The organism is Streptomyces sp. HUAS 15-9, assembly GCF_025642155.1.
Lineage (GTDB): Bacteria > Actinomycetota > Actinomycetes > Streptomycetales > Streptomycetaceae > Streptomyces.
Map to the genome: position 1 here is coordinate 6,843,082 of NZ_CP106798.1, position 15,647 is coordinate 6,858,728.

At 67.8% G+C, this 15,647-nt stretch carries 9 protein-coding genes; 8 read left to right on the forward strand and 1 reads right to left on the reverse strand.

Annotated features, from left to right (window positions below):
* Positions 1 to 12 precede the first annotated feature (12 nt).
* The gene (locus tag N8I87_RS31260; RefSeq protein ID WP_263213726.1) at positions 13 to 2,694 is read left to right on the forward strand and encodes a tetratricopeptide repeat protein; all 2,682 of its coding nucleotides are present in this window, start codon (positions 13 to 15) and stop codon (positions 2,692 to 2,694) included.
* A gap of 9 nt (positions 2,695 to 2,703) precedes the next feature.
* Here N8I87_RS31260 and N8I87_RS31265 read toward each other — a convergent pair whose 3' ends face one another.
* Positions 2,704 to 6,447 (reverse strand): GH92 family glycosyl hydrolase, encoded by a 3,744-nt coding sequence (locus tag N8I87_RS31265; RefSeq protein ID WP_263216750.1) that lies wholly within the window; start codon positions 6,445 to 6,447, stop codon positions 2,704 to 2,706.
* 402 nt (positions 6,448 to 6,849) lie between these two features.
* Between N8I87_RS31265 and ngcE the strand changes: the two genes are divergently transcribed.
* From ngcE to N8I87_RS31300, 7 genes are all read left to right on the forward strand, one after another.
* Entirely contained in the window at positions 6,850 to 8,295 is a 1,446-nt protein-coding gene (gene ngcE / locus N8I87_RS31270) for an N-acetylglucosamine/diacetylchitobiose ABC transporter substrate-binding protein (RefSeq protein ID WP_263213727.1), read from the forward strand.
* Positions 8,296 to 8,360: 65 nt separating this feature from the next.
* Positions 8,361 to 9,296 (forward strand): carbohydrate ABC transporter permease, encoded by a 936-nt coding sequence (locus tag N8I87_RS31275; RefSeq protein WP_263213729.1) that lies wholly within the window; start codon positions 8,361 to 8,363, stop codon positions 9,294 to 9,296.
* Between the two features lie 17 nt (positions 9,297 to 9,313).
* A complete protein-coding gene (locus tag N8I87_RS31280) occupies positions 9,314 to 10,237 on the forward strand; it encodes a carbohydrate ABC transporter permease (protein ID WP_263213730.1) in 924 nt (307 codons plus the stop codon).
* A gap of 209 nt (positions 10,238 to 10,446) precedes the next feature.
* Complete coding sequence (locus N8I87_RS31285; RefSeq protein ID WP_263213732.1) at positions 10,447 to 11,646, forward strand: ROK family transcriptional regulator; 1,200 nt, start codon at positions 10,447 to 10,449, stop codon at positions 11,644 to 11,646.
* A gap of 122 nt (positions 11,647 to 11,768) precedes the next feature.
* Positions 11,769 to 12,869: a sugar ABC transporter substrate-binding protein gene (locus tag N8I87_RS31290; RefSeq protein WP_263213733.1), complete on the forward strand. Its 1,101-nt coding sequence runs from the start codon at positions 11,769 to 11,771 to the stop codon at positions 12,867 to 12,869.
* Positions 12,870 to 13,114: 245 nt separating this feature from the next.
* Positions 13,115 to 13,906: an ATP-binding cassette domain-containing protein gene (locus N8I87_RS31295; protein WP_263216752.1), complete on the forward strand. Its 792-nt coding sequence runs from the start codon at positions 13,115 to 13,117 to the stop codon at positions 13,904 to 13,906.
* A complete protein-coding gene (locus N8I87_RS31300; RefSeq protein WP_263213735.1) occupies positions 13,903 to 15,225 on the forward strand; it encodes a sugar ABC transporter permease in 1,323 nt (440 codons plus the stop codon). The genes N8I87_RS31295 and N8I87_RS31300 overlap by 4 nt, the downstream gene beginning before the upstream one ends.
* Positions 15,226 to 15,647 lie beyond the last annotated feature (422 nt).

A 15,647-nucleotide genomic window follows, 5' to 3' on the forward strand; every position in this document is an offset into this window, starting at 1 on the left:
CGGAGGACACTGGTGATCAACCCGGTGGATCGCGCGGTGGAAGTGCTGCGCAGACGCGCGTCGGGCGCCTGGAGCGTCGGCTCCGGCTACCTCGTGGGCGGCCGGCTGGTGCTCACCGCCGCGCACAACGTCCTCACCGACGGCAGCCCCGACGACCCGCTCACCGTGCGGCGCGGGGACGTCTCCGAGCTGCCGGCGACCATACTGGCCGCGGACCGGGGCAAGGACATCGCCCTGCTGCAGGTGCCCGCCGATCCGTCCCTGGACGACATGCCCGTCGTCCGGTTCGCCCGCGTCGACCGCCACCAGACCAGGCTGGTGGAGAACTGCTGGGCCATCGGCTATCCGGGGTGGAACGAGCATCTCGAGGAACGGGCCGACGTCCCCCTGCGGGACAGTGTCCAGATCCAGGGCGTCATCCCACCGGGGTCCCATGTGCGGCGTGGACTGCTGGAACTGCGCACGACGTCGACGCCCGAACCGCTGGGACCCCGCGCGGGACACGGCTCACAGTGGCGCGGCATGTCCGGGGCCGTGGTGTTCAGCGACGACCCGGAGCTCGGAGCGCTGGCCGTGGGGGTCATCACCCAGCACCACCTTCCCGAAGGGGCGTCCACCCTGACCGTGGCTCCGGTGACGGGACTGCGGGCGCTGGGGGAGGGCACGCCGTGGTGGCGGGACCTGAAGCTCGACAACTGGGCCGTCCTGCCACGTGCCGGGTCGGGCACCGGACGCCGCCCGACCCGGTACGCACAACTCGGCCGCGCTGTCTCCGACTTCACCGACCGGGAGCGGGTGATCGCGAAGGCGACCGTGCTGCTCACCGACCGCCTGGCGGACAGCGCCCCGGTCGTGGTCCTGCACGGCATGGCCGGTGTCGGAAAGACACAGCTGGCCACCCAGATCGCCCACCGGCTGGCGCCCACCTTCCGGCACGCGCGCATCCAGGTCGACCTCGGCGGAGGGCACTTCGACGTGTCCACCGACGCCGCGATGATCCAGGTACTGCAGGCCTTCGGACTGACCGGCGACAGCCTGCCGCCCGATGCCCCGTCCCGCCGCGCCGAACTGCAGAAACGGCTCTCGGACGGCCCGAGCCTGCTCGTTCTCGACAACGTCGCCGAAGTGGCCCGGATCGTCCCGCTGCTCCCCGTGGCGCCGGGCAGCGCCGCCCTCCTCACCAGCCGCTCGGAGCTGCCCTCGGTCACCGGCGCGGACCGGCTGCCGGTCGAGCCGCTGCCCTCGGTGGACGCGCTGCGACTCTTCGAGCGGATCGTCGGCGTCGAACGGATCGCCCGTGAGCCGGACGCGGCGAACGACATCGTCGCCCTCCTGGGCGGCCTGCCCCTCGCCATCCGCATCACCGGAGGGAACGTCCTCGCCCTGCGCAAGACGCTGAGCGCGCACGCTACGTTGCTGGCCGACGAACGACAGCGCATCTCGCAACTGGAGGGGCAACTGGACGGCGAGGACATCGGGGTACGGAGCACCTTCGAGCTCAGCTACCGGGCGCTGCGGCCGGACACCCGCCGCCTGTTCCGGCACCTCGGCCTGCTCGCCGGGGCCGATTTCGTGCCCGAGCTGGCGGCGAGCTGCGCCGACACCGGGATGGAGGACACCGAAAGGCTGCTCGGCGAACTCGCCGACCGGCAACTGGTCGAGGTCGTCGACGTCACCGGCGGGCGCTACCGGCTGCACGACCTGCTGCGCCTGTACGCGAGGGAGCACGCCGAGCAGAGCGAACCGGAGACCGAGCGGCACGCGGCCGTCCGGCGCTCCCTCGAGTGGTACGCAAACCGGCTCGACGGGTGGATGAGCAGGCCAGGGGCTCACGAACTGCCGCCCGAGGCCGCGATCGGCTGGTTCACCGAGGAACACCTGAACGTCCAGGCAGCGGTGCGCCAGGCATACGACGCCCAGGAGTGGGAGCCGCTCCTGGCGCTGGCCGGCTCGCTGTACGGACTGCTCTTCCACCGGAGCCACTGGGAGGAGATGGAGGCGGTCAAGGCCATGGCCGTGGAAGCGGCACGCCGACTGCACGACGAACCCGCCGAACTCGGATCGCTCATCCACCTCGCCGAGGCCCGCCGCGCCCTGGGACGACGGCAGGAGACCACCGGCCTGTACGAGCGGGCCCTGGACATCGCACGCGGCGCGGGCGACCAGGACAAAGAAGGCTGGATCCTCACGCACTTCGGCGACCTCCAGTGCGATCTCGACCGCCCTCAGGACGGTCTGCGCCGCTACGCCGACGCCCGGGCCCTCTACCAGCGACGCGGCGACAAGGGCGCCGAGATCTGGCTCGCCGCGCACATGGGGGACGCCTACCGGCAGTTGGACCGCCCGCAGGACGCGGCACGCGTGCTCGAGGACGCCCTGGCGGAGAGCGGACGACGCGGGGACGACGCCGAGATCGTCTGGTGCCAGTGGCATCTCGCCCTGGCGTACGACCAGATGGGCCGGTATGCCGAAGCCGAGGAGATCCTGTCGCCCGCCATCGGGTTCCACCGCGACCGGGGTGACCAGGCGGGTCTGGCGACCATGCTCACCATCCTCGGCGACATCCACCTCCACGCCGAGCGCCCCGCCGCCGCCCGTGCGGCGTACGGCGAGGCGCTGGAACTGGTCCGCTCCATCGACGCCCCCCGTCGTGTGGCGCAACTGGAGGCGGCGCTGGAACGTACCGCCGGCTGAGGAGGACGGTCAGGCCAGCAGCTCCACCTCCGCCAGCGTCGCCTCGCCGTCCAGGACCAGGCGGTACTTCGTGTACGAGCCCGGCGAGGCGATCGTGAACGCCCGGGTCTGGCGGTCCCAGGCGAACGACTCTCCGGTGCGTCGGTCCAGGGTCTGCCAGGTCGTGCCGTCCGCCGAGCCCTGCAGCGTCCAGCCGGCCGGTGCCTTCGTGCGGTCCGTGGACGACGTCAGCGTGTACTGGACGGCCTTGGTGGCGCCGCCCACCGGCAGGTCCACCGAGGTGACCGCGGCGTCCGTCGCCGACGTGTTGTCGAACAGGGCGCCGTCGCCCTTCAGCACGTCCGCGCGCGGCGTCGGGACCTTGTCGTCCCGGGTGATGGAGACCGGCGCCGCGTTCTTGCCGGTGCCCCAGGCCGAGGGCTTGGCTCCCATGCGGAAGTCCAGCACCCCGCCCCTGGCGAGCAACGAGTGGGGGAGCGAAGTCGACGTCCAGGGACGGCCGTTGACGGTCAGACCCTGTACGTACACGTTCTTCGCGCTGTTCCTGGGTGCCCTGATCACCAGGTCCCGGCCGTTCTCCAGGTGCACGGTCGCCTTGGTGAACAGCGGGGAGCCGATGGCGTACTCACCGCTGCCCATGACGAGCGGGTAGAAGCCGAGCGAGGAGAAGAGATACCAGGCCGACTGCTCGCCGTTGTCCTCGTCGCCGTGGTAGCCCTGTCCGATCTCGCTGCCCGTGTAGAGGCGGGAGAGCGCCTCGCGGACGTACCGCTGCGCCTTCCAGGGCTGACCTGCCGCGTCGTACATGTAGATCACATGGTGCGCGACCTGGTTGGAGTGGCCGTACATGCCCATCCGCACGTCCCGTGCCTCGGTCATCTCGTGGATGACGCCGCCGTAGGAGCCGACGAAGTCGGGGGAGGCGGTCTCCGGGGTGGAGAAGTACTCGTCGAGCTTGTCGCCCAGGGCGCCGCGGCCGCCGTAGAGGTTGGCGAGGCCCCGGCTGTCCTGCGGGGCGGTGAAGGCGTAGCCCCAGCCGTTGGTCTCGGTGTAGTCGTACCCCCACACGCGCGGGTCGTACTTCGACGAGTCCAGGCGCCAGTTCCCCTTGGCGTCACGGCCCTGGAAGAAGCCCGCCTTTGAGTCGAAGAGGTCGACGTAGTCCTGGGCGCGGTTGAGGAAGTACTCGGACTCGTCCTTGTAGTGCTTCTCCTTGGTCTTCTCGTAGAGGGCCTCGCCCATCTTGGCGATGCCGTAGTCGTTGACGTAGCCCTCCATCGCCCATGACAGGCCCTCGTGCGTGTCGGTGCCGGTGTAGCCGAGGAAGGGCGAGGTGCTCATGCCCTTGCGGCCCACACCCGAGGTCGGCGGGACGACGGTGGCGTTCTTCAGGGCCGCGTCGTACGCCGCCTTCGCGTCGAAGCGGACGCCCTTGACGTACGCGTCCGCGAACGCGACGTCGGAGGAGGTGCCGGTCATCAGGTCGGCGTAGCCGGGGGAGGACCAGCGGGAGGTCCAGCCGCCGTCCTTGTACTGCTGCACGAACCCGTCGACCATGTCGCCCGCCTGACTGGGTGTCAGGAGCGAGTAGGACGGCCAGGTCGTGCGATAGGTGTCCCAGAAGCCGTTGTTGACGTACACCCTGCCGTCCACGATCTTCGCGCCGGTGTGCGTGGGTGTGTCCGGGCCCGGCATGGGGGAGAACGGGGAGGCGTACTGGTCCTTGCCCGCCACCTTCTCGAAGCCGGAGTTGGGGTACAGGTACAGCCGGTACATGCTGGAGTACAGCGTGGTCAGCTGGTCCGGGGTGGCGCCCTCGACCTCGACCTTGCCGAGCAGCCGGTCCCAGGTCCGCTGGGCGCGTGCCTTCACCGTCGCGAAGGAGGTGCCGTCAGGGATCTCCTGGCGCAGATTGTCCTTCGCCTGGTCGATGCTGATGAGCGAGGTGGCCAGGCGCAGGGTGACGGTGCGGTCCGCGCCCGCGTCGAACCTCAGATAGCCCTTGACGCCACTGGAGTCGCCGTCCGTCACCGGCTTGTCGAACTGCCCGTACACGAAGAGCCGGGTCGCGCCCGTGGACAGGCCCGACTTCACGTCGGAGTAGCCGGTGACGATCCCGTGGTCCTTGTCGAGGGTGAGGCCCGCCTGCTCGGTGACGTTGTCGAAGAGCACGCTCGCGTCGTCGCCGGGGTAGCTGAAGCGCAGCGCGGCGGCGTGGTCGGTCGGGGTCATCTCGGCCCTGAGCCCGTTCTCGAACCGTACGCCGTAGTAGTACGGCCGTGCCGTCTCGTTCTCGTGCCGGAAGGCCAGTGCCCGTGCCGTGCGGCCGGTGTCCGGGGTGCCGGCGGCGGCCGACGGCATCAGCTGGAAGGTCTGCCGGTCACCCATCCAGGGGCTGGGCTCATGACTGGCGCTGAACGCCTGGATGGTCGGCAGGTTGGCGTCGTTGTTGGCGCGCGCGTACTCGTAGAGCCAGCTCAGCGAGGACGCGTTGGTCACCGGCGTCCAGAAGTTGAAGCCGTGCGGCAGGGCCGTCGCCGGGAAGTTGTTGCCGCGCGAGAAGCTGCCGCTGGAGTTGGTGCCGCGGGTGGTCAGCGCGTAGTCGGACAGATGGGCCCTGGGCGGCTCCGGGGCGATGGGCCGCAGAGTCACGTCGTCGATCCAGCCGCGGAACTTGGCGGGGCCGCTCGGGGAGTCGTAGGCCAGCAGGATCCGGTCGACCGTCCTGCCCGCGGCGACCGAGCCGATGCGCGAGGCCACGTCGTTCCACTGGTTGACGTACAGCGCCTTGGCGGCGCCCTGGCCCCGCGGGGAGAGCGGGAAGCCGTGCTGGTCCCTCGCGCCGAGGTCGCTCAGATAGGTGCCGTCGGTGAAGGCCAGGTCGACGGAGACGTTCGTGGCGTCGTAGTCGCGGTCGCCGTCGGCCATCGACGGGAAGATCCGGTACGCCAGCTGTGTGTCCCGGCCGACCTTCACGTTCACGTCGAAGACCTTGTTGTACGAGTACGCGTGGCCGGCCCCCGTGTGCCGCCCCGCGTACCGCAGGGCCCGGGTGCCGGTGAAGCCGGCGCGGGCCTTGGCGGTCGGCGAGCCGCTCGGCCCGTGGTCGACGAGGGAGAGCATGTCCTGCGGGACCGGGCCGCCGCTGCCGCCCGTCGAGAACTGGACATCGGCGAGCTGCACGATGCCGGGGGCGCCGTTGTTCTTCGTGATGTCGAGCCGGAAGTGCTGGTACTCGGCCGGCTGGGCGAGGTCGTACGACTTGGTCCGGAAGCGTTCGGAGAAGGTCTCGCCGGAGCGGGTGTCGAGGGTCTTCCAGTCCTTGCCGTCCGTCGAGCCCTGAAGGGTCCAGTCCTTCGGGTCGCGCTCGTCGTAGTCATTGGCCGACGTGAGCGCGTACGTCATGAGTTCGATGGGTTTGTCCAGGTCGAACTCGACCCAGCCGGTGGGCTCGAAGGCCAGCCACTTCGTGCCCGGTTCGCCGTCGACGAGGTTCTCCTTCACCTCGCCCGCGCCCGTGTTCTCGGCGCTCGCCCGAACGTCGGTGACATGGTCGGTCACATTGCCCGGGATGCCGGTGCTGTAGCCGCCGTCGACGCCCGAGGCGCGCTTGCTCCCGTCCGGCGCCGTGTCGACGGTGTTCAGCCAGTCCGGGGCCGGGTCGTCAGCTTCGAACGAGGATGCGAACTCCCGGTCGGCGGCGGGCGTCCGGTCGGGCCGGGCGACCGCGGCTCCCTGCGAGGCCACCGCCATGGCGAAGGCGGTCGTGAGGACGGCCGCCGTACCGAATCTGTGCCGAGTTCTCCGCTGCAACAAAACGGGTTCCCTCCCTGCGCGGGCTTCGGACAACGTTGTCAAATTCGTGCGCAGGATCCAGTAGGTGGCCAAGTGGCCATTGATGTCAAGGGTGTTGGGTGTGGCATTCAGGGGCCTATGTCGCGGACTTTTCCGGCAGCGCGGTCACAGGCGGCTCATATTTCCGTGAGGTCTCAACTCGGAAAAGACCCATGGCCAACCTTGCGTTCGATCTTGCTCCGTCGGCCGGAAGTGGACTATACCTGTCGGCGTTTCCTGCACGACCCAGCGCTACCCGACCGCGGTGCCGGGGAGGATCCGGTTCACCGCCTGAGTCCTGGAGAAGGCGAGGACTTGAGCATGGGATCCCAATCCGCAGCGAACCACGGTGCCGAGGGTGTGGGCCGCCGTGATCTGATCAAGCGGTCCGCCGCACTCGGTCTGCTCACCATTCCCACGGCGGGCTTCCTGTCCGCCTGCGCGAGCGGCGGTGGCGACGGCTCCAACGACGGCGGCGACCAGGGCAAGACGTCCAAGTCGAACCCGTTCGGCGTGAAGAAGGGCGGCAATCTCGACGTCGTCGTCTTCAAGGGCGGCTACGGCGACGACTACGCCAAGGCGTGGGAGGCGGACTACAAGAAGAAGCTCGGCATCACCTCCGCCCACACCGGCACCCAGGAGATCACGGGCAAGCTCCAGCCGCGCTTCAACGCCGGCAACCCGCCGGACATCGTGGACGACTCAGGCGCCCAGCAGATCAAGATCGACGTCCTCTACAAGAACGGCCAGCTGCTCGACCTCGCCCCGGTGCTCGACGCGCCGGCGGTCGACGACCCGAGCAAGAAGGTCCGTGACCTCATCATCCCCGGCACCCTCGACGCGGGTATGCAGGAGGGCAAGATCGTCGCCCTCAACTACATCTACACCGTGTGGGGTCTGTGGTACTCCGGCAAGCTCTTCAAGGAGAAGGGCTGGCAGGAGCCCAAGACCTGGGCCGACTTCCTCACCGTCTGCCAGGACGCCAAGAAGCAGGGCATCGGCGGCCTGGCCCACCAGGGCAAGTACCCGTACTACATCAACGTCGCCATCATGGACCTGATCGCCAAGACCGGCGGTCTGGACGCGATGAAGGCGATCGACAACCTCGACCCCAAGGCGTTCGTCGGCTCGGACGCGGCCAAGGCCGGTGTCGAGGCGATCTACGAGGTCGTCGAGAAGGGCCTGCTGATGCCCGGCACCAACGGCCTGACCCACACCGAGTCCCAGACCCGCTGGAACCAGTACAAGGCCGCCTTCATCACCTGTGGCTCCTGGCTGGAGAACGAGCAGCTCAAGCAGACGCCCGCGGACTTCGACATGAAGTTCATGCCGATGCCGCTGCTGCCCGGCAGCAAGCTGCCGTTCGAGGCGATCCGGGCCGGCTCCGGCGAGCCCTTCATCATCCCGGCGAAGGCGAAGAACCTGGCCGGGGCGAAGGAGTTCATGCGCCGCATGCTCTCCAAGGAGTGGTCGACGCTGTTCGCCAAGGAGGCCAACTCGCTCACCATCCTCAAGGACGGCGTCGACCCCAGCGTCAAGCTCCGGCCGGGCACCCAGTCCACGGTCGAGGCGTCCAAGGCGGCCGGTGACAACACCTTCCGGTACCTCTACCCCGAGTGGTACAGCGAGATGGACACCGCCATCCAGGCGGCCTCCAACGAACTGATGGCCAAGCGCATCCAGCCGAAGGAGTGGCTCAAGCGGGCCCAGGCCGCGGTCGACAAGCAGGCCAAGGACCCGGCCTCCAAGAAGAACCACCGGGACTGACCGCACGCCGTATCCCGGGCCGGAGCGATCCGGCCCGGGGGAGGACACCAGGGGCAGGAAGGCCAATGCGCAAAGGGCAGTACAGATTCGTCGCGGGATTTCTCTTCGTGCCCGTGGCGCTTTACGTGATCTTCGTGATCTGGCCGTACATCCAGACGTTCGGCTATTCGCTGACCGACTGGAAGGGCCAGTCGCAGACCTTCAAGTTCGTCGGACTGGACAACTACAAGGCGCTGTTCCAGGACGACGTCTTCATGCAGGCCATCTGGCACAACATCCTGTTCCTGATCTTCATCCCGGTGATCACCATTCTGCTCGCCCTGTTCTTCGCCTTCATGGTGAACGCGGGCGGCCGCGGCAGGGCGGGCGGAGTGCAGGGCGTCGCCGGATCCCGGTTCTACAAAATCGTCTACTTCTTCCCGCAGGTGCTGTCGCTGGCGATCGTCGCGGTGCTGTTCAACGCGGTGTACCGCAGTGACGGCGGCGGCCTGCTCAACGGCTTCCTGATCAAACTCGGACTCGTCGACCCCGACAATCCCATGGAATGGCTCAACGAGCCCAACCTGGTGCTGTGGATGCTGATCGCCGCCGTGGTCTGGCACGGCGTCGGCTTCTATCTGGTGCTGTTCTCGGCCGCCATGCAGTCCATTCCGAAGGACATCTACGAGGCCGCCCTCATCGACGGCGCGGGCCGCAACCAGTCCTTCTTCCGCATCACTTTGCCCCTGTTGTGGGACACCGTGCAGACCGCGTGGGTCTATCTGGGTATCGTCGCGATGGACATGTTCGTCCTGGTTTCTTCCATGACTCAGAACATGGGCGCGTACGGCGGCGGCCCCGATCACCACAGCGACGTGATGTCGACGGTGATGATGCGCAACTTCCAATACTTCGGGAAGAGCGGCTACGCCTGTGCCATGGGCGTGGTCATGCTGGTGCTCACCCTGGTCCTGTCCGTGGTCATGCTGCGCGCCACCCGCCGCGAGCGCGTCGAGTTCTGAGCGGGAGATACGACGACATGAGCGCACCTTCGAAGGAGACCGAGGCCGTTCCCGCCGAGCGGCCCGTCGACAAGGTCTCCGTACACCCCGGCGAGCAGCGCGGCGAGGGCATCGTCCTGAACGTCTTCTCGCACGGCTTCCTCGCCCTGTGGGCCCTGCTGATCGTGCTGCCGCTGCTCTGGCTGGTGCTCAGCTCGTTCAAGACCGACGCCCAGATCGGCGGCTCGGCCTTCGGCTGGCCGCACGACTGGTCCTTCGACGTCTTCCACCGCGCCTGGAACAAGGGTATCGGCGACTACTTCCTGAACACCGTCATCGTGCTGGTGTTCAGCGTGCCGCTGACGATGCTCTTCGGCTCGATGGCCGCGTACGTCCTGGCCCGCTACAAGTTCTGGGGCAACCGGCTCCTCTACTACTTCTTCGTCGCCGGCGCGATGTTCCCGGTGTTCCTGGCTCTGGTCCCGCTGTTCTTCATGGTCAAACGGCTGGACATGCTGAACACCTACCAGGGCCTGATCCTGGTCTACATCGCCTACTCGATGCCGTTCACCGTGTTCTTCATGCACGCCTTCTTCCGGACCCTGCCCACGGCGGTCTTCGAGGCGGCCATCCTGGACGGCGCCTCGCACACCCGCACCTTCTTCCAGGTGATGCTTCCGATGGCGAAGCCGGGACTGATCAGCGTCGGGATCTTCAACACTTTGGGCCAGTGGAACCAGTTCATCCTGCCGACGGTCCTCATGCAGCCGCAGAGCGGCTCGGACCCCGAGCGCTATGTCCTCACCCAGGGCCTCATCCAGCTCCAGCAACAGCAAGGATACGCCTCTGACCTGCCAGTTCTCTTCGCGGGTGTGACGATCGCCATGATCCCGATGCTGGTCGTGTACCTCTCCTTCCAGCGTCAGGTGCAGGCCGGACTGACCTCGGCGACCCTGAAATAGTGCCTGCTGACAGGCGCTCTGCGTAGCGCTTCGAAACGGTCCGTACGCGCGCCGTTCCCGGGTCCGGGGGCGGCGCGCGGTGGTGTGGGCAAGACCCCGGAAACAGTTCAACCTCTTGACGGGAGCGGACCCGAACGGCTCAGCTTAGAGTTCACTAGTTGGACATAGACGGGACCTCGCCGAGGCGGTCCCGCGCGCAGGAGGTCGTCGTGGAGACTCCGGGGTCGCAGTCGTCACTGCACCGAGCCAACCTGGAGAGGGTCGTGCGTGCCGTACGACTCGCCGGTTCGCTCACGCAGGCGGAGATCGCAAGGACCACGGGCCTGTCCGCAGCAACGGTCTCCAATATCGTTCGGGAGCTGAAGGACGGCGGAACGGTCGAGGTCACGCCCACGTCGGCGGGTGGCCGCAGGGCACGCAGCGTCTCCCTGAGCGGGGACGCGGGGATAGTGATCGGGGTCGATTTCGGCCATACGCATCTGCGGGTAGCGGTCGGCAATCTGGCCCATCAGGTACTTGCCGAGGAGTCCGAGCCGCTGGATGTGGACGCCTCCGCGGCACAGGGCTTCGACCGGGCGGAACAGCTGGTCAACCGCCTGATCGCGGCGACGGGAGTGGATCGCTCCAAGATTGCCGGCGTGGGTCTGGGCGTACCCGGCCCGATCGATCTGGAGTCCGGCACGCTCGGCTCGTCCGCGATCCTGCCGGGCTGGAGCGGTACCAGACCCGCCGAGGAGCTGCGGGGGCGGCTCGGCGTACCGGTGCACGTGGACAACGACGCCAACCTGGGCGCCCTCGGCGAGCTGGTCTGGGGCAGCGGCCGGGGAGTTCGTGATCTTGCTTACATCAAGGTCGCGAGCGGTGTCGGTGCTGGTCTGGTGATCGAGGGGAAGATCTATCGCGGCCCAGGCGGCACGGCGGGTGAAATCGGGCATATTACGCTGGACGAGTCCGGCCCGGTCTGCCGCTGCGGCAACCGCGGCTGCCTGGAGACGTTCGCGGCCGCGCGCTATGTGCTCCCGCTGCTCCAGTCCAGTCATGGCACCGACCTGACCATGGAAGGCGTCGTACGGCTGGCCAGGGACGGTGATCCGGGCTGCCGTCGGGTGATCGCCGACGTCGGCCGCCACATCGGCAGTGGAGTGGCCAATCTCTGCAATCTCCTGAACCCGAGCCGGGTGGTCCTCGGCGGTGATCTCGCGGAGGCCGGAGAGCTGGTTCTGGGGCCCATCAGGGAGTCCGTGAGCCGCTATGCGATCCCCAGCGCCGCCCGCCGCCTCTCCGTGCTCCCAGGGGCGCTCGGAGGCCGCGCGGAAGTACTCGGCGCGCTGGCTCTCGCCCTGAGTGAGATGGGCGATTCGACCCTTTTGGACGGTACTCTGGCTGCTGCGGCACCTGCCTTCACTTAGAGAACGCATGACGCCGTTGCCATCTCGTTAAGTATTTACTTCTTGACGTCGAACTTGCGGCCGAGTTGACTTCGAGCCACCTCGGCCGCAGCGTTGCGGCCCTGTCAGGGAGGCACCCCCAAATGAACGCAACGATGCGCAGAGTCGTCATCGGTACGGCCGCGGTTTCGATGGCACTGTCCATGGCCGCTTGTGGCAAGGCCGGCGACAAGAAGGACGACTCTTCGAGCAGCAGCTCCTCCGGCGGCAAGACCATCGGTCTGCTGCTCCCCGACAGCGTGACCGCGCGCTACGAGAAGTTCGACAAGCCGTACTTCGAGGCGAAGGTCAGCGAGCTCTGCTCGGACTGCAAGGTCGAGTACGCGAACGCCGCCGGTGACCCGGCCAAGCAGGCCCAGCAGGTCAGCAGCATGATCACCAAGGGCGTCAAGGTCATCGTGATCAGCGCCCAGGACTCGGCCGCCATCAAGTCCTCCATCCAGACCGCCGTCAACAAGGGCATCAAGGTCGTCGCGTACGACCGCCTCGCCCAGGGCCCGGTCTCCGCGTACGTCTCCTTCGACAACGTCAAGGTCGGCCAGCTCCAGGGCCAGGCCCTGCTCGACTCGCTCGGCTCCAAGGCCACCAAGAAGTCGAAGGTCGTCATGATCAACGGTGACGACGCCGACCCGAACGCCGGCCAGTTCAAGAAGGGCGCGCACGAGGCCCTCGACGGCAAGGTCGACATCGCCTACGAGCAGTCCGGCCTGTGGAAGGACACCGTCGCCTCCCAGAAGATGTCCGCGGCCATCACCCAGCTGGGCAAGAAGAACATCGCGGGTGTCTACTCGGCCAACGACGGCATGGCCGGTGGCATCGCCAACACGCTCAAGGGCGCCGGCATCAGCGGCATCCCGCTGACCGGTCAGGACGCGGAGCTCGCGGGCATCCAGCGCATCGTCGCCGGCACCCAGTCCTCCACCGTCTACAAGGCCTTCAAGCCGGAGGCCGAGGCCGCCGCCCAGCTCGCGGTCAACCTGCTCCAGGGCAAGGACATCAAGTCCCTCGCCAACCAGGAGCTGACCAGCGGCTCCGGCGACAAGGTGCCTTCCCAGCTGCTGACCCCGGTGTCGGTCACCAAGGCCAACATCAAGGACACGGTGATCAAGGACAAGCTGTACACGGTCCAGGACATCTGCACCGGTGACTACGCCAAGGCCTGCAAGGCTGCCGGCCTCAAGTAAGCACTCGGCCCCCGCCCGGTGAGGCGCGTACGAGCCTCACCGGGCACCGACCGCCCACGGCGGTCCCGCGAACCCCTCCGACGCCCGACCCGGCCTCCATACCCCGCTGCCGGGCCGGGCGTCGGACGGAACCGTTGCCAAGGGCAGCGGATTCGCGCATGTTCATCTTGTAAACCTCGTGCTTCGTGCACGTCCCTCCGCGCCAGTCCAAGCGCGGCATCCCCGCCGGTCAGGCGGCGAAGGAGATGGTTCACGTGTCCGCTACGCCCGTGCTGGCGTTGCGCGGAGTCTCCAAGCGATTCGGTGCGGTCCAGGCCCTCACCGACGTCGAGCTGGAGGTTCACGCCGGAGAAGTGGTCGCCCTGGTGGGCGACAACGGCGCAGGAAAGTCGACCCTGGTCAAGACGATCGCGGGTGTCCACCCCATCGATGAGGGCGTCATCGAGTGGGAGGGCAGGCCGGTCAGCATCAACAAGCCGCACGACGCCCAGGGACTCGGCGTCGCGACGGTCTACCAGGACCTCGCGCTGTGCGACAACCTCGACGTGGTCGGCAACCTCTTCCTCGGTCGCGAGCTGCTGCACCGGGGAGTCATCGACGAGGTGTCGATGGAGAAGCAGGCACGGGAGCTGCTGAGCACGCTCTCGATCCGCATCCCCAGCGTCCGCATCCCGATCGCGAGCCTCTCCGGCGGTCAGCGCCAGGTCGTCGCCATCGCCCGCGCCCTGATCGGTGACCCGAAGGTCGTCATCCTCGACGAGCCCACCGCCGCGCTCGGCGTCGAGCAGACCGCGCAGGTCCTCGACCTGGTCGAGCGGCTGCGCGAGCGCAACCTCGGCGTCATCCTCATCAGCCACAACATGGCTGACGTGAAGGCGGTCGCGGACACCGTCGCGGTCCTGCGCCTGGGCAGGAACAACGGCTCCTTCCCCGTGAAGAGCACCAGCCACGAAGAGATCATCGCCGCGATCACGGGAGCCACGGAGAACGCCGTGACTCGTCGTGCGGAGCGTCGCACCACGGAGGCGGCAAAGTGAGTGACACGTCCAAGGTCGAGAAGGCCGCCCCTGTTTCCAAGGCCCAGGACACCGTGGCCCCCGCCGACGACCCCACGGCCGCTCCGGTGGCCGTCGTCGACCCGCGACTGCTGGTCCGCGAAGAGGGCTTCAAGGGCTACATCACGGAGTTCAAGCGCAAGGTCAAGGGCGGTGAACTCGGCTCGCTGCCGGTCGTCATCGGCCTGATCATCATCTGGACGATCTTCCAGCTCCAGAACGACCGGTTCCTGAGCGCGGACAACCTGTCCAACATCAGCTACTTCCTGTCGGCCACCGGCATGCTCGCCATCGGCCTGGTGTTCGTGCTGCTGCTCGGCGAGATCGACCTCTCCGTCGGCTCGGTCAGCGGTCTGGCGTCCACCGTGTTCGCCGTCTTCGTCGTCAACCGCGGTATGAACGCCTGGCTGGCGCTCGCCCTGGCCATCGTGATCGGCGCCGTCATCGGCGCGCTGCAGGGCTGGTTCTTCGCCAAGATCGGCGTACCCGCGTTCGTGGTGACCCTGGCCGGCTTCCTCGGCTGGAACGGTCTGATGCTGTGGCTGCTCGGCTCCAGCGGCACCATCAACATCCCGGCCGACTCCGGCCCGGTGCACCTGCTCGGCCAGAACTCCTTCTTCATGGACCAGGCCATCGTCGGCGCCTACATCCTGGCGGGCCTCGGTGTCGTGCTGACCTTCGTGGGCTCCTTCAGCGAGCAGCGCCGCCGTCGCGCGGCCGGTGTGCCGTTCCGGCCCACCAGCGAGATCCTGCTCCGTGTCGGCCTGCTCGCCGTGGCCTCCTTCTCCGCCGCGGCCGTGCTGAACAACGCCGCGGGTGTCTCCAACGCGCTGGTGATCTTCCTGGGCGCGCTGGTGGTCGTCGACTTCGTACTGCGTCGTACGACCTACGGCCGGAAGGTCTTTGCGGTCGGTGGTGGCATCGAGGCCGCGCGCCGTGCCGGTATCAGCGTGCCGATGATCCGTATCACCGTGTTCGCCATCTCCGGCGGCTTCGCGGCGGTCGGCGGTATGTTCTTCGCCGGCCAGACCGCGAGCGCCACGCTGAGCGCCGGTGGCGGCAACACCCTGATGCTCGCCATCGCGGCGGCCGTCATCGGTGGTACGAGCCTCTTCGGCGGACGCGGTTCCGTCTGGTCCGCCCTGCTCGGCATGCTGGTCATCCAGTCCATCCAGACCGGTCTCGACCTGCTGAACATGAACACCTCGATCCAGTACATGATCACCGGTGCGGTTCTGCTGGGCGCGGTGGTCATCGACTCGGTCTCCCGCAAGAGCCAGAAGGCGGCGGGCCGCGCGTAACGCTCCGCGTAGCGCCGTGTCGTAGGCGTGCGGGTCGTTCTGCGGGTGCCGGTTCGTTGTGGCTGGACGCGCCCCGCGGCGGAGCCGCATATCGACAGGACCCGCGCCCCTGAGGGTGTCGCACTGCCGTTACTCGTCAAGACCCCTGTGCCCGGCACCAATGGCGGTGTCGGGCACAGGTGTGTCTCGGGAGTGCTTCTGGTCGGGTACGGCGCGGTCGTGCCGTAGGGGTCTGGCAGTGCCGTTACTCGTCAAGACCCCTGTGCCCGGCGCCAATGGTGGTGTCGGGCACAGGGGTGTCTCGGGAACCCTTCTGGTGGGCAGGGCCGTTCGCGTGACGTATGACGCGCAGCCCGGGCGTCGGCCGCACAGGCGGAACATTAGACTCGACAGGCCCGGAAACAGCTCGATCAGCTCTACTG